14 protein-coding genes and 2 tRNA genes are annotated in these 18,289 nt (G+C 70.1%); 5 read left to right on the top strand and 11 right to left on the bottom strand.

Going from position 1 to position 18,289, the window contains the following annotated elements; translation table 11 throughout:
* Positions 1–26: 26 nt before the first annotated feature.
* The 3 genes from OG782_RS12920 to OG782_RS12910 form a co-directional block, all read right to left on the bottom strand.
* Positions 27–1,961 carry a galactose oxidase-like domain-containing protein gene (locus OG782_RS12920; protein ID WP_406450446.1) on the bottom strand — a complete coding sequence of 645 codons (1,935 nt, stop codon included), beginning with the start codon at positions 1,959–1,961 and terminating at the stop codon, positions 27–29.
* A complete protein-coding gene (locus tag OG782_RS12915; RefSeq protein ID WP_406450444.1) occupies positions 1,958–3,871 on the bottom strand; it encodes a glycosyltransferase in 1,914 nt (637 codons plus the stop codon). Before OG782_RS12915 ends, OG782_RS12920 begins: the two co-directional genes overlap by 4 nt.
* Positions 3,872–4,395: 524 nt before the next feature.
* Positions 4,396–4,469: transfer RNA gene (locus OG782_RS12910), tRNA-Lys, on the bottom strand.
* A gap of 184 nt (positions 4,470–4,653) precedes the next feature.
* Here OG782_RS12910 and OG782_RS12905 point away from each other — a divergent pair.
* The 4 genes from OG782_RS12905 to OG782_RS12890 all read left to right on the top strand — a co-directional run bounded on the left by OG782_RS12905 (position 4,654) and on the right by OG782_RS12890 (position 10,501).
* Positions 4,654–6,066, top strand: coding sequence for a peptidoglycan-binding protein (locus OG782_RS12905; RefSeq protein WP_406450442.1), 1,413 nt, complete (start codon positions 4,654–4,656; stop codon positions 6,064–6,066).
* A 25-nt stretch (positions 6,067–6,091) separates the two neighbouring features.
* Positions 6,092–8,047: an SPFH domain-containing protein gene (locus OG782_RS12900; protein ID WP_406450440.1), complete on the top strand. Its 1,956-nt coding sequence runs from the start codon at positions 6,092–6,094 to the stop codon at positions 8,045–8,047.
* A gap of 157 nt (positions 8,048–8,204) precedes the next feature.
* Complete coding sequence (locus tag OG782_RS12895) at positions 8,205–8,795, top strand: lytic polysaccharide monooxygenase (protein WP_406450438.1); 591 nt, start codon at positions 8,205–8,207, stop codon at positions 8,793–8,795.
* A 26-nt stretch (positions 8,796–8,821) separates the two neighbouring features.
* Positions 8,822–10,501, top strand: a complete 1,680-nt coding sequence (locus OG782_RS12890; RefSeq protein ID WP_406450436.1) for an AMP-binding protein — start codon at positions 8,822–8,824, stop codon at positions 10,499–10,501.
* Here the strand turns inward: OG782_RS12890 and OG782_RS12885 are convergent.
* Both OG782_RS12885 and OG782_RS12880 read right to left on the bottom strand, forming a co-directional pair.
* Complete coding sequence (locus OG782_RS12885) at positions 10,481–11,983, bottom strand: MFS transporter (RefSeq protein ID WP_406450434.1); 1,503 nt, start codon at positions 11,981–11,983, stop codon at positions 10,481–10,483. The genes OG782_RS12890 and OG782_RS12885 overlap by 21 nt on opposite strands.
* A 130-nt stretch (positions 11,984–12,113) precedes the next feature.
* A tRNA-Lys gene (locus OG782_RS12880) sits at positions 12,114–12,187 on the bottom strand.
* 241 nt (positions 12,188–12,428) lie between these two features.
* Here OG782_RS12880 and OG782_RS12875 point away from each other — a divergent pair.
* The gene (locus OG782_RS12875) at positions 12,429–12,953 is read left to right on the top strand and encodes a hypothetical protein (protein ID WP_406450432.1); all 525 of its coding nucleotides are present in this window, start codon (positions 12,429–12,431) and stop codon (positions 12,951–12,953) included.
* 46 nt (positions 12,954–12,999) lie between these two features.
* On the opposite strand, the gene OG782_RS12870 is transcribed toward OG782_RS12875, so the two are convergent.
* The 6 genes from OG782_RS12870 to OG782_RS12845 all read right to left on the bottom strand — a co-directional run bounded on the left by OG782_RS12870 (position 13,000) and on the right by OG782_RS12845 (position 18,276).
* A complete protein-coding gene (locus tag OG782_RS12870; protein ID WP_406450430.1) occupies positions 13,000–13,758 on the bottom strand; it encodes an IclR family transcriptional regulator in 759 nt (252 codons plus the stop codon).
* 166 nt (positions 13,759–13,924) lie between these two features.
* On the bottom strand, positions 13,925–14,776 hold the full coding sequence (gene ehuA / locus OG782_RS12865; RefSeq protein WP_406450428.1) for an ectoine/hydroxyectoine ABC transporter ATP-binding protein EhuA: 852 nt from the start codon (positions 14,774–14,776) through the stop codon (positions 13,925–13,927).
* Positions 14,766–15,410, bottom strand: a complete 645-nt coding sequence (gene ehuD, locus OG782_RS12860; RefSeq protein WP_406450426.1) for an ectoine/hydroxyectoine ABC transporter permease subunit EhuD — start codon at positions 15,408–15,410, stop codon at positions 14,766–14,768. The genes ehuA and ehuD overlap by 11 nt, the downstream gene beginning before the upstream one ends.
* Complete coding sequence (ehuC, locus tag OG782_RS12855) at positions 15,407–16,138, bottom strand: ectoine/hydroxyectoine ABC transporter permease subunit EhuC (protein ID WP_406450424.1); 732 nt, start codon at positions 16,136–16,138, stop codon at positions 15,407–15,409. Before ehuC ends, ehuD begins: the two co-directional genes overlap by 4 nt.
* Before the next feature lie 19 nt (positions 16,139–16,157).
* Positions 16,158–17,060 (bottom strand): ectoine/hydroxyectoine ABC transporter substrate-binding protein EhuB, encoded by a 903-nt coding sequence (gene ehuB, locus OG782_RS12850; RefSeq protein ID WP_406450422.1) that lies wholly within the window; start codon positions 17,058–17,060, stop codon positions 16,158–16,160.
* Between the two features lie 256 nt (positions 17,061–17,316).
* Positions 17,317–18,276 (bottom strand): D-2-hydroxyacid dehydrogenase, encoded by a 960-nt coding sequence (locus OG782_RS12845; RefSeq protein WP_406450420.1) that lies wholly within the window; start codon positions 18,274–18,276, stop codon positions 17,317–17,319.
* Between the last annotated feature and the right edge of the window lie 13 nt (positions 18,277–18,289).

Genomic DNA, 18,289 nt, shown 5'->3' with positions numbered 1-18,289 from the left:
AAGGCCCTAGGTGCCGCGGAGGCCGCCTACGGCACCTCCACCCACATCCCCTCGGACGGGGTGCCCTTGTCGTCGGTGACGAACAGCATGTACCAGCCCGACGGCACCAGCGCCCGGTTCTTCGGCACGGTCACCGAGATCCCGCCGTCCGTCTGCTTCAGGTCCAGCGCCACCGAGCGCTGGTCGGTGTCCGTGACATGAGTGACCGCGCTGGGCCGCATCAGCTTCGCCGACTTGATGGACGAGGCCTGGTTGGTCGTGAACACCGCCGTGTCACCGCGCTCGATCTCCTTCGGCCCGGCGGTCAGCTCGGGCCGTGAGTCGCGGTACAGGTAGGGCGGGGTGTAGATCTCGATGCGCTGCTCGAAGACGCCCGGCCGGGTGTTGGCCTTGTCGGAGTAGAGCGAGTCGGAGCCGAAGATCATGACCCGGCCGTCCGGCAGGAGTACGGACCCCGAGTGGTAGTTGCGGCCCACCGCCGGGTCGGCGACCCGCTGGTAGGTGTCCGACTTGGCGTCGTACAGCCTGGCCTGGAGGACATCGGAGCCGCCGCGGCCCCGGTAGTCGTCGGAGCCGCCGGTGACCAGCAGGGAGTCGTCGGGGAGCAGGGAGGCGCTCGGGTAACGGGTGCCCTCGTCGAGGGAGGCGCCGTCCTTGAACTCCGGGTCGGCGGCCTTCAGGTCGACGAGCCGGGACTTCTCGCTGGACCTGTCGGACTCCCCGACGCCGCCCCCGCCGATCACCATGAACTTCTCGTCCTGGGCCGGAGGCAGCCGTACGGTCGCCGACGTCTCCATCAGGTCCGGGTCGCTCAGGCCGGGGATCCTGGTGAACCTGTTCGTCGCCAGGTCCCAGACGCCGGGTGCGCGGCCGACGGTGGCGGGGCCGTAGCCCGCGTTCGAGCCGGAGTAGAAGAGCTTGCCGTCGTTGAGGAGGAAGACCGCGGGATACGTGGGGAACTTCCGGACGATGCCGGTGTACTCCCACTTCTTCGTCTCCGGGTCGTAGATCTCGTCCTTGCCCGGGACGATCTGCCCGATCTCGTCCAGTCCGGACAGGGCGAGGACCTTGCCGTCCTCCAGGGTGGTCAGCGTCGGGTACCAGCGGGCCTCGTTCATCGGGTCGACGGTGATGTACTTCTCCGCGACCGGGTCGAACTCGTAGGCCTCCCGGATGCCCTGGAAGTCCTTCTTGTCCAGGGCCAGCTTCTGGGCGATCCCGTAGACGTTGCGGGTGTCGGAGCCGGACAGGCCGGCAATCCGGTAGTTGTCCTCGGCGCCCGTCTCGTACTTCGTACCGGACTTCTGCGCCTCGACGTAGATCCGGCCGAGTCCGGGGTCGTTGCGCAGGAAAGCGCCGGTGTTCTTGTCGAAGACCTTCCTGGCCTTCTCCACCAGCACGGGGTCCTTGGTGACGAAGGTCCTGCCGTTGGCCTTGCCGGTGAACCGGGTGCCGGCCGGCAGGGTGATCGGCTTGTCCGGGTCCTCGTTGTGCACGATCATCAGGCCGCCGGCCTTGGTGACGTCGCCCTCGAGCTTCTCGTACTGCTTGGTGCCGCCGGCTATGAGCAGCTTGCCGTCGGGCAGTTGGGTGTGGCCGGAGCAGAACATGTCCTTGGGCGTGGGTATGTTCTTGAACCCGTTGGTCTCCGGGTCCCACAGCACCGACCGGAAGCTCTTCGCGTCGAAGTTCTTCTGGTTGTTGCCCGAACCCGCGACGAGCAGCACCTTGCCGGTGTGCAGCAGCGCGGCGTGGATCGTGTTGATCCGGAACTCGGAGGGGACGTCCAGGAAGTCCCAGTGGCCGTTGGCCGCCTTGTACTCCGGCTGGTTGATCTTGTACGCGTGGTAGCGCTCGGTGCTGAAGCGGTACAGCCACGGCCCGTTCGCTCCCGCGAGCGCGAGAACCACCGCCGTACTGATCGCCATGCGGCGGGTACGGCGGCTCGGACGGTACTTCATGGTCTACGTCCCCCAAGGGCGATCTGCATGGTCTCTTCGTTGCCGGCCCAGTGGGCGCCGGCCTGCGGGCCGGCGGCGGGTGGGCCGCTCGCTGGCGGTGGGCCCGCCCGGCGCTTCCTCTTCTCCGCCCGCATCGTGTATCGCCAGCCGAAGACCGGCGCCGCGGTGATCAGCAGCGCCAGCGCTGCCCAGGTGAGCATCGCCGGGTGGCTGTGTCCGAGGACGAAGGACGCCGTGATGGAGCCGCCGAAGACCAGGATGAAGAAGAGGTGGATCCGGAAGGTCCCGAAAAGGGTGTCCGGGCTGGAGGAGTCGCCCTTGGGCGTCACCACGAACGAGCTCTTGCGGCGGAGCACGGCGTCCATCAGGGAGCGTGCGTAGACCGGTGCGGAGAGCGCGGACATCACCATGCCGGCCAGCCCGCCGGAGCCCTCGGGCTCGTGCGGCGAGACGTTGTGCCGGCGGTTCCAGACGTACAGGCCGATCTGGAGGGCGGAGGCGTTGCCGTACAGCATCATCCAGACGGTCGGGTCGATCTGGACGCCCGAGGCGCCCATGCCCAGGAACAGGGCGCAACTCAGTGCCGCCAGGATCCAGTTCATGGCGGACATCGGATAGAAGATGATCATCATGGTGTAGTTGAAGAGCTTGCCCGCGGGCAGCGAGAAGAAGCCCTTCCAGTACTGCTTGAGGATCGTCTCGTACGTCCCGCGCGACCAGCGCAGCTGCTGGGTGAAGAAGTCCGTCCACGCGGTCGGGCCCTCGCCCACGGCCAGCACGTCCGGGGTGTACACCGAGCGCCACTTGCGGCCGGTGCGCGGATTGCGGGCGCGGTGCATCTCGAAGCCGGTCGCCATGTCCTCGGTGATCGAGTCGTACAGACCGCCGATCTGCTTGAGGGCGCTGATGCGCACCGCGTTGCTGGTGCCGACGAACATTGGGGCGCCGTAGCGGTTGCCCGCGCGCTGGATCAGCGCGTGGAAGAGGAACTGCTGGGACTCCGCGGCCTTGGTGACGAAGGTGTCGTAGTTGCCGTAGACCTGGGGGCCGATGACGAAGCCGACGTCCGGGTCGCGGAAGTAGCCGAGCATCCGCTCCAGATAGTTGGGCATCGGGACGTGGTCGGTGTCGACCGAGGCGAAGAAGTCGTACGCGTCACCGTGGGCGTCGAGCCAGGCGTTGTAGTTGCCGTGCTTGGTCTTTGCCCGGTGCGGGCCCTTGGCCTGGTTCCAGTGCGCCACGCCCTTGCGGGAGAAGTGGTGCACTTGGAGGCGCCGGCAGACCTCCTTCACCGCCGGGTCGTCACCCTCGTCGAGCAGCCAGACGTGCATCAGCCCGCGGTGGCGGATGCGGACGGCGGCCTCCAGGGTCTTCGTCACCATCTCCAGGGGCTCCTTGCCCGGGACGAAGGAGGTGAGGAAGGCGACCCGGGTGCCGGACTCCGGCACGACGGGTATCGGGTCGCGCGCGACCAGTGTGGCGTGCGCGTTGGAGAGGACGTTCATGGTGCGGAAGAGCTCGATCAGACCGATCGAGACCAGCATCACGATGTCGAGGATCAGCAGCGTGTCGTTCTTGAGGTTCGGGTCGCGCTGGGTCCAGTGCCCGGGCTGCATCAGCCAGGCGAACAGGCCGAGCGAGACGAGCGGGGCGGCCCCCAGCAGGAGCGCGGCGCGGATGCGGTGCGGCTCCTGGGAGAGGAGCGAGCGGTACTTCACGGTGTACGGCTTGGCGGGGTCGGGCTGGGTCAGTGGCCCGGCGAGCCGGCTGTAGTGCTCGTAGTCGTACCGCGGCAGCGGCTTCGCCTGCCTCCGGCGGTGGCCCCCGGTCCGAAGCTGCGGGGGTATCCGAAGCTGTGCGGTCCGGGAGGAGTCGTTGTTCTGCCGGGCGCCTGGCGGCGTCGACGTCATGGGTCATCCCCCTGCACGCAGGCGGGGCTGCGTGGTCGCTCGGTCGTTTCGTCCGCCGCGTCTCCCCCTGGAACGCGACCGACGGCTCAGTGGCGGGTCGCCTTTCCTGAGACATGGAATGCCGACCTTCCGGTTGCATGATGCCTGTTCGGCATCTGCTCGCGAACGAGGCCCCCACCTCGCAGCGGAATCAACCGGAATATCCCCTCTGTACCCCCCAACTGCTCGGGCCGTCAGCGTGGTTGGTGCCGATGACCCCCAGACAGGTTGGCCGAACGCGGTCGTGACCGCAAGGGTGAAACAGGCTGGTAACCGCTCATACGCACGATTTGAGGGGCCCTTGCGAAGGGGTGATGTGGGGGCGTATGGCGAGGCCTTCGCGCCGTTCGGTGACCGGTTGGTGACTGTCCGGCAGGTATGGGCGGGCCGCGCGAGGGTCGGCTGTCCGCTGTGTGGCAGCTGTGCGGAGTGTGCGGGAACGAGCAAGGCCCCCTCACGCGTAGTGAGGGGGCCTTGACTCTGCGTGCGCCGCCAGGGACTCGAACCCCGGACCCGCTGATTAAGAGTCAGCTGCTCTAACCAACTGAGCTAGCGGCGCCTGCTGACCTGGAGAACTCTACCCGATCCGGGGCCGTGCTCCTGACCATTTCACCTCCCTCACGGCCTGTCGGATGGTCGTTTTTTCTCTTCTGTCCGTCAAAATGCGATATGTCAGGAGAGTTGAGACACTGACGCCCGTGCAGATGCGCCCAAAGATCTTGACGAGTGCGGAGGGGATTCGCATGACTGTGCCGGCCTTCGAGGAGTACGAACCCGCCATCGACTGCACCTGCGCGGGGTGCGCCGTACAACGGCGAACCGCTGCCGGGGGACTGCCCACGCGGTACGGAGGACATCCGGCCGCGCACGGCGCGCGGCGCGCGATGGTGCTGGTCACCGCCGCCGGAGTGGTGCTGGGCGGCGGTGTGGCGGAGGCGGCGGGCGTGACGGGCGACCCGGCCCCGGTGCCGGGCGCGGGACCGGGGGGAGACCCGGCCGCGGCCGCCGGCCCCGCCCAGGTGTCCACCGCGGCCGCGCCCGCGGAGCCGGTCACGCCGGCGGACCCGGCCGGAACGCCGGGGGAGACCGGTACGGCCGAACCGGGGCCCGACAGTCCGCAGGGCAGACCCGGACCGCTGCTGGGCTCGGGCGCCTCCGGGCCGCCGGCGTCCCAGGCGTCCACACCCACGCTGCGCAAGACCACCCGGGCCGACATCATCAACCGCGCGAAGAAGTGGGTCGGCGCGCAGGTCCCGTACAGCATGTCGAAGTACTGGTCGGACGGGTACCGCCAGGACTGCTCCGGCTATGTGTCGATGGCCTGGAACCTGCCCGGCAACGAATGGACCGGCAGCCTGGCCGCGTACGGGACGCGCATCTCCCGCGAGGAACTGCAGCCCGGCGACATGCTGCTCTTCCACAACCCGGCAGACCCCGGGAAGGGCTCGCACGTCACGATCTTCGGCGGCTGGACCGACTACACGCACACCCACTACACCGCGTACGAGCAGACCAAGCCGCACACCCGCAAGCAGACGACGCCCATGGCGTACTGGACCAACTCGGGCGACTACATCGCCTACCGGTACAAGGGGCTGGGCACCGGGACCGGTGGCAGCGGCCCGACCACGAAGCCGTTCCCGGGCGCCGCGAAGTTCGGCCCCGGCGCGAAGAACGCCTATGTCACCCAGCTCGGCAAGATGCTCGTCGAGCGCGGCGGCAAGCGCTTCTACAAGGTCGGCCCCGGCCCCGCCTGGGGCAGCGCCGACCGGAAGGCGACCCAGGCGTTCCAGAAGGCCCAGGGCTGGAAGGGCAAGGAGGCCGACGGCATCCCCGGCCCCGACACCTGGAGCCTGCTGGTCAACGGAACCGGCCATGACATCCCCGCGGCGGGCGGCAAGAACGGCCCTACGGCGTCCCAGGCCTTTCCCGGGCGGGGCTATTTCCGGCCGGGTCAGTCCAACAGCCATGTCGACGAGCTCGGCAAACAGTTGGTGAAGAAGGGATACGGCAAGTACTACCTGTCGGGCCCCGGGTCCCGGTGGACCGAGGCCGACCGGCGCAATGTCGAGGCCTTCCAGAAGGCACAGGGCTGGCGGGGTGCGGAGGCCGACGGCTATCCGGGCCCGGAGACCTGGCGGCGACTCTTCGCGTGACACGACGCACATGACGGAGGCGGTAATGCGATCCACGGTGTCGGACAGCTCCGGGAACCCGGAGAACCGGAAGGACCCCGAGTACGGGGAGGAGAGGTACGGGGCGGTTCCGGTGCGGGAGTGGGTGGGTCCCGGCGGGGCCGGGCTGGTCACCGACGCCTGGGCCGCGGCGGGCGAACGGGCCGCCGCGGACCGTGCGCCGGAGGGCCGGGACCCCGTCGCGGCCGGCGTGACGGATGCGGGGGAGCCGACGGCGTCCGGACCGGACTCCGTCGTCGACCTCGTGCTCGACCTGGTGCCCGGTGACGGCGACCGCGTGGGCTCGGCCTTCGGTGCGACCTCGGCATCGGTGTCGGTGCCGGCGGGTGCGTCGGAATCGGCCGGGGCCGGGGCCGAGATCGGTGCCGAGGTCGCGGCTTTGGTCGTGGACGCGGATGTTGCGGAGGTGAGCGCTCCGTTGCCGGTCGTCTCGGATCTGCTGCCCGCCCCCGCCCCGGAAGCGGGGACGATCGCCGCGCTGCCGGAAGCCGCCATGGCCGCCTCCGTAGCGGAAGCGGAAGCCGATGTGCGGGCGGAAGCGGAAGCCGGCCCGCTGTCCGTGGGCGATCCGGAGGCCGCGGTGCCGGTGCCGGTGACGGTTCCCGAGTCCGGCGTCCTCGTCCTGTCCGGCGCCCGGACCGGCGCGCGTGGACCGGTCGCGGACCCCGCTCCACCGGCCCCGGCTCCCGAGGCCCGTACGGCCGGGGCCGGCCGGGACGACGCCTCCGGCAGGGCGACCGTCCCCGGGCCCGCCCCCGCACTGTCCTTCTCGTACACCGGCGCGGACACCGGGGAGCTCCGCACCGACACCTGGGGGGACACCGGGCGCCACCAGGCGGTCATCGCCACCGAGCGCACCGCCTCCATCCCCGTACATCTGCTCTTCCGCGACGACCCCGAGGCGGGTACGGATGCCGCCGCGCTGCCCGCCGGTCTCGTACGGCGGACCGCCGGGGGCGAACAGCCGCCCGGGGTCCGGCGTCCCGCGGTGCCGAGGACACCGCAGGTGCGGCCCTCCACCCGGCCCTCACCGGACGCCGACCCGCGCCTCCACGAACGGCCGGGGCCGGCACTGCCCGGCTGGGTCGCACTGCTCACCGGTCTCGGCGGGATCGCCGCCGCCGGCGCGGTCCTGTGGTGGACCGGGGCGCTCCCGGCCGGGGTGCTGTCCCGGCTCGGGATCGGCCCGCGCCCCTACGACGGGCTCGGCACGGACGCCTGGGCGGCGCTCGCCGTGCTGGTGACCGTGGTGCTCTTCGCGCTCGGCGGGCTGAGCCGGGGCAGGGTCGGGTACGCGTGGGTGCTCACGCTCTTCGGCCAGTACCGGGGCAGCGTGCGGCGCACCGGACTGATGTGGGTCAGCCCGCTCCTGCTGCGCCGCCGGGTCGACGTACGGCTGCGGCACTGGCGCAGCGAGCCGCTGCCCGCGATGGACGCGAACGGTACGGCACTCCGGGTCGTCGTCCTCGTCGTGTGGCGGGTCAAGGACACCGTGCGGGCGACGCTGGGGATCGAGGACCACGAGGAGTATCTGCGCGAGCAGGTCGAGTCGGCCATGGCACGGGTCCTGTCCCAGCTGCCCGCCGACGCCTTCCACGAGGACGCGCACACCCTGCGCAACGCGGAGGCGGTCGGCGACGCGCTGACCCGGATGCTGAAGGCGGACTGCGAGCCGGTCGGCATCGAGGTGTACTCCGCGCAGCCGACCGGAATCGAGTACGCGCCGGAGGTGGCGGCGGCCATGCAGCGGCGCCGGATCGCGGCGATCGACGCCAAACACCGCGACAGCGTGCTGACTTCGGTGGTGGACGCCGTGGACGACACGGTCAACCGGCTGACCGCCCGAGGCCTCGTGGCGCTCGACGACTACGAACGCAAGTCCCTGGTCAAGGACTTGACGGTGGCCTTCTACACCGGCCGCAGCGGTGGGGAAGGCGCCTGAGGCAACCGGAGGCGGTTGTGCGGCGAACCGGAATCCCCACCCCCATTGGTCTGGACATGTTCACGACTCGTCAATAATCTAGGCCTTGGTCTAGACCGCACGACCGCGCGCAGCAGTGCTCATGGAACCTCCCCCACGTTCTTGAGGAGCGACAGCAATGCGTAAGAAGGCAAGTGTGGCCCTGGTGGGCCTTGCGGTAGCGGGCGCCTCGATGTTCGCGACCAGCAGTGCCAGCAGCCACGGCTACACGGACAACCCGATCAGCCGTCAGAAACTCTGTGCCAACGGCACGGTGACCAACTGCGGCAACATCCAGTGGGAGCCGCAGAGCGTCGAGGGCCCCAAGGGCTTCCCGGCGGCCGGTCCCGCCGACGGAGCGATCTGCTCCGCCGGACACGGCGAGTTCGCCCAGCTCGACGACCCGCGTGGCGGCAACTGGCCCGCCACCAAGGTCACCGCGGGCCAGGGCTTCAGCTTCCGCTGGCAGTTCACCGCCCGGCACGCCACGACGGACTTCCGGTACTACATCACCAAGAACGGCTGGGACCCCACCAAGCCGCTCAAGCGGTCCGACCTGGAGTCGCAGCCCTTCATGACGGTGCCGTACGGCGGCCAGCAGCCCCCGGCGACCCTGACCCAGCAGGGCACCATCCCCACCCAGAAGACCGGGAAGCACATCATCCTGAGCGTCTGGAACGTCGCGGACACGGGCAACGCGTTCTACTCGTGCTCGGATGTTCAGTTCTGACGCCTGGTCGGTTACCGTGCGGCGCCATGGGGAGCGCAGGCACCGTCGCGGAGCTCGTACAGCGCCAATGGGGCGACCACCGGCCCGGACTGAGACACGAGAACACCGTTCTCAGTCACCACCAGGTCGCCTCGGGCGCTGCCGCGCGGGCCGCACTCCTGGCGGATCTGCTGCCGGCGGGCAGCGAACCGCACCTCGGGGTGCTGCTGGACAACACCCCTGAATTCCCGTTGTGGTTGAGCGCGGCGGCCCTGGCCGGGGCCGCCGTAGCGGGTATCAACCCCACCCGGCGCGGCGCCGAACTGGCCCGCGACATCCTGCACACGGAGTGCCGGGTACTGATCACCGAGCGCGCCCATCTGCCGCTCCTGGACGGCCTGCCACTGCCGGGCGTACGGGTGCTGGTCACCGACACCGATGCGTACGCGGCGCTGCTCGCCCCCTACGCCGGGGCGGAGCCGGGCGATGCCGTTCTGAACCGGGCCGGTCCCGGCACCCGGCTGCTGCTCTACTTCACCTCGGGGTCCACCGGCGCGCCCAAGGCCGCGATCTGCACCCAGGGCCGGCTGGCGGCGGCCGGCCGGTCGCTCGTCGACCACTTCGGGATCCGGCGCGAGGACGTCCACTACATCTGCATGCCGATGTTCCACGGCAACGCGGTGATCGCCGACTGGGCCCCCGCCCTGTCCGCCGGCGCCGCCGTCGCCCTGCGCCGCCGGTTCTCGGCGTCCGGCTTCCTCGCCGACGTACGCGAGCACGGCGCCACGTACTTCACCTATGTCGGCCGTGCCGTGCAGTATCTGCTGGCCACCCCCGAGCGTCCGGACGACCGCGAGCATTCGCTGCGGCTCGGCTTCGGCACCGAGGCCGGAGCGGTGGACGCGGCCCGCTTCCGGGAGCGGTTCGGGGTGCGGCTGGTCGAGGGGTACGGCTCCTCGGAGGGCGGTGCGGCGATCCAGCGGACCCCGGACACCCCGCCGGGCGCGATCGGCCGGGCGTCGGACCGCGACGATCTCGCGGTCGTCGACCCGGAGACCGGGCGGGAGCGGGTGGCCGCGGTGTTCGGCGAGGGCGGCCGGCTCATCAACGGGGACCGTGCGATAGGGGAGTTGGTCAACCGCGGCCGGACCCCCTTCGAGGGCTACTGGCGCAACGAGGCGGCCGACGCCGCCCGGGTGCACGGCGGCTGGTACTGGACCGGGGACCTCTTCTTCCGCGACGCCGACGGCTTCCTGTACTTCGCGGGCCGTACCGAGGACCGGCTGCGGGTCGACAGCGAGAACCTGGCCGCCGCGATGATCGAGAACATCCTCGCCCGCTGGACGGACGCGGCGGCCGTGGCGGTCTACGCGGTGCCCGACCCGGTCGCGGGGGACCAGGTCATGGCGGCGCTGGCGCTGCGCGAGGGGACCGGGTTCGATCCGGACGCGTTCGCCGCGTTCCTCGGGGACCAGCCCGACCTGGGGACGAAGATGGCCCCCCGGTTCGTGCGCGTCGTCGGCTCCATGCCGGTGACGGCGACGAACAAGGTGCACCGGGTCGGGCTGCGGCGCGAGGGATTCTGGTCCGGGGGGCCGGTGTGGTGGAACGGGGGCGGCGACGGCTCCTACGTACCGTTCGGCGAGGGCCAACTGGCCGTTCTGGCCGGGGAGTACGAGGAGCACGGACGCCATGAGCTGCTGTCCTCACGCGGCGGAGGTGCGTGAGAGGGCCGCCCGCCGCAGTCGCGTCGCCGCGAGCACCGCCCCCGCCAGCAGGAGCAGCCCGCCGGCCACCGAGGCGTACTGCATGCTGTGCACGAAGGCATCCCGGCCGGCCGCGATCAGTGAACCGTCGCCGGTGGACACCGCCCCCGGCAGCGTCTTGCGCGCCACCTCCGGCGCCGAGTCCGGCATGTCCGCGGTGTAGACCGCGGTCGCCACCGCACCGAGCAGCGCCATTCCCATCGCCCCGCCGAACTCCTGCCCCGTCTCCAGCAGCGAGGCGGCCGAACCCGCCTTCTCCGGCGGGCTGGTGGACATGGCCAGATCCGAGACCAGTGCCATCACGGTGACGATCCCGCAGCTCATCACGGCCGAGCCGATGAGCAGGATCGCCAGGGAGTCCGTACCCGACAGGGCGAGGACACCGAAGCCGGCGGCCGCGATGACGAAGCCGGCGCAGATCACCAGGGCGCGGTCGGTCCGCTGGGCGATCGCCGTGGCCGCCGGGGCTGCCGCACCCACCGCGAGCGACGGCGCCAGGCTCCACAGCGAGGCCTCCATCGTGCTCATCCCGAGGACCGACTGAAGGTACTGCGTGGTGAAGAAGGACGAACCCATCATGGCGAACGCGGCCAGCGCGTTCAGACCGATGCCGGCGGCGAAGTTCCGGTCGCGGAAGAGGTCCTTGCTGATCATCGCGTCGGAGCGGCCGCGCTGGCGGCGGACGAAGACCCAGCCGATGGCGAGCCCGGCGGCGATGATCAGCGCGTTGCGCGGATCCATCCCCTCGGCGGCGGTCTCCTTGACCCCGTAGACGACCGGGAGCACGGCCCCCATCGACAGCGGCACGCTCAGGAAGTCGAAGCGGCCCGGGGCCGGGTCCTTGAACTCCGGTACCAGCACCGGCGCCAGGATCAGCAGCAGCACCATCGCCGGCACGTTGATCAGGAAGACCGAACCCCACCAGAAGTGCTCCAGCATGACGCCGCTGAGCACCGACCCGAGCGCGATCCCGCCCGCCATGGCACCGGACCAGATGCCGATGGCCCGGCCGCGCTGCCGCTCGTCGCGGAACATGTTCCGCACCAGGCCCATGGTCGAGGGCATCAGCGTCGCGCCGCCGATGCCGAGCAGCGCCCGCGCCGCGATGAGCATCTCCGGGCTGGAGGCGTAGGCGGCGCCGACCGATGCCGTGCTGAAGGCGACGGCTCCGAACATCAGGAGCCTGCGGCGCCCGATCCGGTCGCCGAGCGAGCCCATGGTGATCAGGAGACCGGCCAGGGCGAAGGCGTACACGTCGAAGATCCAGAGCTGCTGGGTGGCGCTGGGCGCGAGATCCCGGTCGATGGACGGGATCGCGAAGAAGAGGACGGACACGTCCATCGAGACGAGGAGGAGAGGGAGGAGCAGGACCGTGAAGGCGGTCCACTCCCGACGTCCGGCGAGATCGCCGGGCTGGGCGGTGGTGCTCGGAGGCATCGTCATGCCAAGGAATATACGAGCGTGTAAAACAGTTGTCTAGTACGAGCGTGTAAAACGTCTGTACATCAGCGCGGGCAGCGCAAAACGCACGAGGCGGTCTCCGTTGAACGGAGACCGCCTCGTGCGTTGTCTGTGCGCCGCCAGGGACTCGAACCCCGGACCCGCTGATTAAGAGTCAGCTGCTCTAACCAACTGAGCTAGCGGCGCTTGCTGACTCGAAAATAATACCTGGTCTCCAGGGGTGCTGATGACACGTGCTCACACCTCGCTGACCTGCGCCTTCGGGAATCCCGCTCGATGATGACGCCACGAATGTGGCAGATGGTGCCATCAATGGCTCGCCATGGCGCCACCGATGTGCCAATATGGCATCACTGGCAACGGGTCCTGCTCTCGCGGGGGCCGAGGGCTCGCGCTTCGCGCAGTGGGCGATCAAGGGGGATGGGTCATGGAGGCGGCACACGGGCTACGGCAGGCGGAGCAAGCGGGACCCGGCGCCTTCGCCGCCTTCGCACGCTTCGTGCTCTGCGGTGGTGGAGTGGGGGTGGCCGCCGCCTCAGCCGTGGCGGCCCTCGCCCACTGGATCCCCTGGGCCCTGGCCAACGCCCTGGTCACCGTGGTCTCCACGCTCCTGGCCACCGAGCTGCACGCCCGGTTCACCTTCGGGGCGGGCGGGCGCGCGACCTGGCGCCAGCACGGTCAGTCGGCCGGGTCCGCGGCGGCCGGGTATGCCGTGACCTGCGCGGCGATGTTCGCCCTCCGGCAGCTGGTGGCGGAGCCCGGTGCCGTGCTCGAACAGGTCGTCTACCTGTCGGCCTCCGCGCTCACCGGTGCCGCACGGTTCGCGGTGCTGCGCCTCGTCGTCTTCGCGCGCAGTCACTCGTCGTCGGCGACCGGGGCTCGCCCCGTGCCCGCGACCATGGCCCAGGCCCCGCAGCCGGCCGGCCCCGCGGCGCTCTGCCGCGCCGCATGACCCTTGCTGCAGGCCTCGCCCGGGGCCGGACGGGGCTCCGGAACGGCTACAGGGCCAGCGACAGGAGCACCGGCGCCGCGCGCCGGTTCAGGGTGTCCGCCGCCGCGCGCAGGCGATGCGCGTCCTCGACCGGCATCGACAGCGCCAGGCAGCCCGCGGACGCCCCCGCCGTCAGCGGGACCGCCGCGCACACCGTGCCGACGGCGTACTCCTGGAGGTCGAGCACCGGGACCGTCGCCGGCTGGCTGTCCAGCTTGGAGAAGAGGACCTTCTCGCTGGTGATGGTCCGTGACGTCAGCCGGGCGATCTTGTGGCGCGAGATGTGATCGCGCCGCCCGTTCTGGTCCAGCTGGGTCAGCAGGCACTTGCCGATCGCCGAGGCGTGCGCCGCGGACCGGAAGTCCACCCACTCGTTGACCGCGGGTGTGTGTGGCCCGTCGGCGTACTGGGTGACCCGGATCTCGCCGTCCACGTAACGGCTGATGTAGACCGCCGCACCCACGGAGTCCCGCAGTTGCGCGAGCGTCTGCTGGAGCTTGGTCTCCAGGGCCTGTCTGCGGGCCGCGCCGGAGCCGAGGAGCAGCAGCGAGGCGCCGATCACATAGGCGCCGTCGGTGATCTGCTCGACGTACCCCTCGCGGCGCAGCGTCAGCAGCAGGGAGGCCAGGTGCCCGACGGGCAGTCCCGTCTCCCGGGAGATCTGGGTGTCCGTCACACCGTTGCCGTGCTTGGAGACCGTTTCGAGAACACGAAGGGCGTACTGCACCGAGTGGAACGGTGCGGTCGGTTCGGGCTTCAACGCCACGGTTTCCCCCTAGCAGGTTGTGACCGCAAGCTCTGCCACCACGATAGCCGCCAATGGCCCGTTTATGGGTGGGTGTTGACGACTGATCGGGGCGCCCCGGACCTGTCAGCTGGGGCCCACCCGTCTGGCATATGCCAGAGTCCTGATTGATCGGCGGATGTCGAGGTCACAGCACCGCGTCAAGGAATTCGCGTGTACGTTCGTGTGCCGGATCGGAGAAGATTTTTTCGGGCGAACCCGACTCCACGACCCGCCCGGCGTCGAACATCAGCACCTTCTTCGAGACATCGCGGGCGAAGTTCATCTCGTGGGTCACGCAGACCATGGTGATGTCGGTGTTCCTCGCGATGTCCCCCAGCAGCTCCAGCACACCGGCCACCAGCTCCGGGTCGAGCGCGGACGTCACCTCGTCCAGGAGCAGGATCTCCGGCTCCATCGCCAGCGCCCGCGCGATCGCGACCCGCTGCTGCTGGCCGCCGGAGAGCTGGGAGGGGTGCGCGTCGGTCTTCCCGGAGAGGCCGACCAGGTCGAGCAGTTCCCGGGCCCGCGCCTCGGCCCGGTCGCGGTCCATGCCCAGGACGTTGACCGGCGCCTCGGTGATGTTCTGCAGCACCCTCATGTTCGGGAAGAGATTGAACTGCTGGAAGACCATCCCGATCTTCTTCCGCGCCTCGCGCAGATGCTTCTCGGACGCCGGCTTCAGCGAGCCGTCCGGCGCCTGTATGTGCGTCAGCGGATCGCCGTTGATCCGGATCACGCCGTCGCTGACCCGCTCCAGCGTCATCAGCAGCCGCAGGATCGTGGTCTTGCCCGACCCGCTGGGCCCGATCAGGGTGACGTGCTCGCCGCGCTCGACCGTGAAGTCCAGCTGGTCGAGGACGACATGGTCGCCGTAGCGCTTGACGACCTTGTCGAACCGGACGAGCGGATGCCCGGTGCCCCGGGGCGCGGGGACCGCGACGACGTCCTCGGGCGCCGCGGCCGCGGTCTTCTGCAGGGGGAGGGGTTCAGTGGCCAAGGCGCTTCTCCAGCTTTCTCATCAGCAGCGAGGTGGGGTAGCTCGCGACCAGGAAGACCAGTCCCGCGAGCGTGAAGACCTCGGTGTACGCGAAGTGCTCGGACCCGTACTTACGGGCTTCGAAGACCATTTCCTGCACCGTGATCACGGCGAGGAACGGTGTCTCCTTGAACATCGAGATCGCGTAGTTCCCGAGGGCGGGCAGTACGTTGCGCACCGCTTGCGGCAGGATCACGGCCTGCCAGGTCCGGCGGGGCGAGAGGGACAGTGCCCGGCAGGCCTCCCACTGGCCCTTCGGTACGCCGTCGATCCCGGCGCGGTACACCTCCGAGGTGTACGTGGCGTAGTGGACACCCAGCACCGTGATGCCGATCGTCAGCGGTTCCACCGAGCTGAACACCGCCGCCGCGCCGACCAGCTGGACCAGCAGCGGGGTGGACCGGATGAACTCCATCACGACCCGCACCGGCACGGTCACCAGCCGGGTCGGGGCCCGTCCGGCGACCGCGATCGCCAGCCCGAGCACCGCCGCGACGACCGTGCCGAGCACGGTGGCCAGGAGCGTGGTCCGGAACCCCTGGAGCAGCAGGGGCAGCGCGTCACCGACGGCGCCCCAGTCGAATCCGCCGTTCACCGGACACCTCCGGCCGCCGGGGCGGGTGCGGCGCTGCGGGCCTTCAGCAGGCTCCCCGCGGCGCTCTGCAGGCCGAGCCGCCGCTTGGCGGACCGCTCCAGCAGATTCATCAGCAGGGTCAGCGCGTAGGCCAGTACGAAGTAGCAGACCAGCAGGGTCGCGTACGCGGACAGGCTCTCGCCCGTACGGTCGCGCAGCTGCTGGATCACGGTCATCAGGTCCGCCGCCGAGAGCAGCCACAGCAGCGGCGTGCACTTCAGCAGCTGGATCAGCAGGTTGGTGAAGGAAGGGATCATCTGGACCCAGGCCTGGGGCAGGATCACCTTGCGCATCCGGTGCAGCGGCGACATGTTCAGCGCGACGGCCGCCTCGTACTGGGCCCGCGGCACGGCGCCGATCGCTCCGCGTACCACCTCGGAGCCGTACGCGCCGTAGTTGAGGCCGAAGGCGACGACCCCGCAGAGCAGCGGCGTCAGCTCGTACCCCGTCAGCGGCGGCATCGCGTAGTAGAGCCAGAACAGCTGGACGTAGAGCGAGGTGCCGCGGAAGAACTCCACGATCACCCGGGAGACGCCGCGCGCCGGCAGCGGGCCGACCGACATCAGACCGAGGACGAACGACAGGACCAGGGCCAGCAGCGCGCCCAGGACGGTGGCCTCCAGGGTCACCCACAGGCCCGAGCGCAGTTGCGGCAGATCATCGAAGAAGGCGGTGAAGAAGTCACTCATGCGGTGCGTTCCGTTCCTGTCAGCCCTTGCACAGATCGGCCGTCTTCAGCGTCGCCGGCGGGAGCTCGGTGGCTCCGAACCCGTAGTCGCGGAGCAGCTCCACATAGCGGGACCGGTCGGAGACGATCTTCTTGAGCTCGCGGTTGAAGGCGTCCCGCAGTTCCTCGTTGCCCTGGCGGAAGACGGCGCCGCCGGGGCTGTACTGCTTCTTGCCGTCGAGCTCCGGCAGGAACGCCTCGGTGACCTCGGTTCCTTCGTTGGTCTTGGCGAGCCAGCGCAGCGAGATCCCGGTCAGCAGGAACGCGTCGATCCGGCCGCCCTTGACGGCGTCCGCGCCGTCCTGTGGCTTCTGCAGGGTCTTGATCCTGTCCTTGGATATGCCGGCGCCCTCGGCGTACGAGCCCTCGACCGCGCCCGCCATCACGCCGACGGTGATCCCGGCCGCCTTCGCGGACGCCAGGTCCGTGACCTTCTCCGGGTTGCCCTTCTTCACCATCAGCGCGGTCGGCGAGATGAACTCGGGCTCGGAGAAGAGGGCGTTGGCGCAGCGTTCGGGGGTGATCGCCATTCCGGCGCTGACCACGTCGTACTTGCCGGCCTGGAGTCCGGGGATCAGCCCGTCCCACTCGGAGAGGGTGGGCTTCAGCTCGTCGACACCCAGCGCCTTGAAGATCTCCCGGTGCAGGGTGGGAGCCTCGCCCTTGAGCTCCTTGCCCTCCAGATAGCCGTACGGGGCCTCGTTGGCGTACGCGACCCGGACGAATCCCTGCTCACGGAGCTTGTCGAGTGCGCCCTTGCCGTCCGTGGAGCCGGATCCCGTCTTGCTGCACGCGGTGAGCGCGGCGGGGACGACGAGCAGACCGCCCACGGCTGCCGATCGGTTGAGAAAGCCCCGGCGGGACAGGTTCGGGAAGTCAGCCATGGTTCGCAATCTCCTGAAGGGGTCGGACAGTCCGGACAGGGTTGGCGCCTGCCCGATCCCCTACGTCTATGCGCGAAGAGGCCGCATGTAACCGAACGGTGGCCGGAGGGTGACCTTCCCGTGTCCGGATGCGGGCGGAGTGCGACGGAGTGCGTGCGGGGCGTATTGCCGTACGGGAGGCGTGAGGTGATGGTGTGTTATCCCGAGAAATCGGTCATCCGCGGGTGAAGTCGGGCTCGTGCGCGCCGGGTCGGGGCTACTGCTCCACGTCCGTGCCCGGGATGTAGCCGAGCGCCTTGTCCACCACGTTGGGCAACGGCCGCCCGGCCGCCCAGTGTTCGTACATCGCGACGAACTGCTCGCCCAGCCGGTCCCGCCATCCCGCCGTGTCCCCGCTCATGTGCGGCGACACGATCAGGCCGGGTGCGTCCCACAGCGGACTGTGCGGCTCCAGCGGTTCCTGCTCGAAGACATCGAGCGCCGCACCCGCGATCCACCGCTTGCGCAGCGCGGCGGCCAGATCGGCCTGTACGGCCATCGGGCCGCGTCCCACATTGATGAACCGGGCCGAGGGCTGCATCAGCCCGAAGAACCGGGTGTCGAACATCCCGCGCGTCCGCGGGGTCAGCGGCGCCGCGCAGATCACCCAGTCGGCCCGTGCGGCCAGCCGGTCCAGATCATCGGCGCCGTGAATCGTGCGCCGGGCCGAGCGGCCCACGAGCGCCACCTGCACGCCCAGCGCCATCAGCAGCCGGGTGATCTCGCGCCCGACCGGCCCGGCGCCGACGACCACCGCACGGGACCCCGCGACCGGGGCGCTCTCGCGGTGGCGCCACGTCCGGCGCCGCTGGAGCTCCAGCGTGCCGGGGAGATCCTTGGCGAACGCCAGCACCAGCCCCGCCACGTACTCGGCGACCGGCTGCTCGAACACACCCCGCGCATTGGTCACCACGGTGTCGCACTCCACCAGCTCCGGGCAGAGCAGCCGGTCCACGCCCGCACTCGCCGTATGCACCCAGGCGGGCCGCGGCCCGTCGCCCGGCCAGGCGGTCCGTACCGCGTCCGAGGCGAAGTCCCAGACCAGCAGCACATCGGCATGGGGGAGCGCCTCTGCCAGCCCGGCCCCATCGGTACGGCGGACGCGGGCCCGCCCGGTCAGCGCGCCGAGACGGGGAGACGGATCGGCGTCCAGGACGAGCAGGACTGGCTCCTCCATGGGGGCGGTTCCT

The organism is Streptomyces sp. NBC_00876 (assembly GCF_045207435.1).
Lineage (GTDB): Bacteria > Actinomycetota > Actinomycetes > Streptomycetales > Streptomycetaceae > Streptomyces.
Note: the sequence above shows the minus strand (reverse complement) of the source record. Positions and strands in the feature narration are given on the sequence as shown.

Excerpts from the sequence above, each read along its gene's own strand:
- OG782_RS12920 (WP_406450446.1), bottom strand. The coding sequence starts at position 1,961 with ATGAAGTACCGTCCGAGCCGCCGTACCCGCCGCATGGCGATCAGTACG.
- OG782_RS12915 (WP_406450444.1), bottom strand. The coding sequence starts at position 3,871 with ATGACGTCGACGCCGCCAGGCGCCCGGCAGAACAACGACTCCTCCCGG.
- OG782_RS12905 (WP_406450442.1), top strand. The coding sequence starts at position 4,654 with ATGACTGTGCCGGCCTTCGAGGAGTACGAACCCGCCATCGACTGCACC.
- OG782_RS12900 (WP_406450440.1), top strand. The coding sequence starts at position 6,092 with ATGCGATCCACGGTGTCGGACAGCTCCGGGAACCCGGAGAACCGGAAG.
- OG782_RS12895 (WP_406450438.1), top strand. The coding sequence starts at position 8,205 with ATGCGTAAGAAGGCAAGTGTGGCCCTGGTGGGCCTTGCGGTAGCGGGC.
- OG782_RS12890 (WP_406450436.1), top strand. The coding sequence starts at position 8,822 with ATGGGGAGCGCAGGCACCGTCGCGGAGCTCGTACAGCGCCAATGGGGC.
- OG782_RS12885 (WP_406450434.1), bottom strand. The coding sequence starts at position 11,983 with ATGACGATGCCTCCGAGCACCACCGCCCAGCCCGGCGATCTCGCCGGA.
- OG782_RS12875 (WP_406450432.1), top strand. The coding sequence starts at position 12,429 with ATGGAGGCGGCACACGGGCTACGGCAGGCGGAGCAAGCGGGACCCGGC.
- ehuC (WP_406450424.1), bottom strand. The coding sequence starts at position 16,138 with ATGAGTGACTTCTTCACCGCCTTCTTCGATGATCTGCCGCAACTGCGC.
- ehuB (WP_406450422.1), bottom strand. The coding sequence starts at position 17,060 with ATGGCTGACTTCCCGAACCTGTCCCGCCGGGGCTTTCTCAACCGATCG.
- OG782_RS12845 (WP_406450420.1), bottom strand. The coding sequence starts at position 18,276 with ATGGAGGAGCCAGTCCTGCTCGTCCTGGACGCCGATCCGTCTCCCCGT.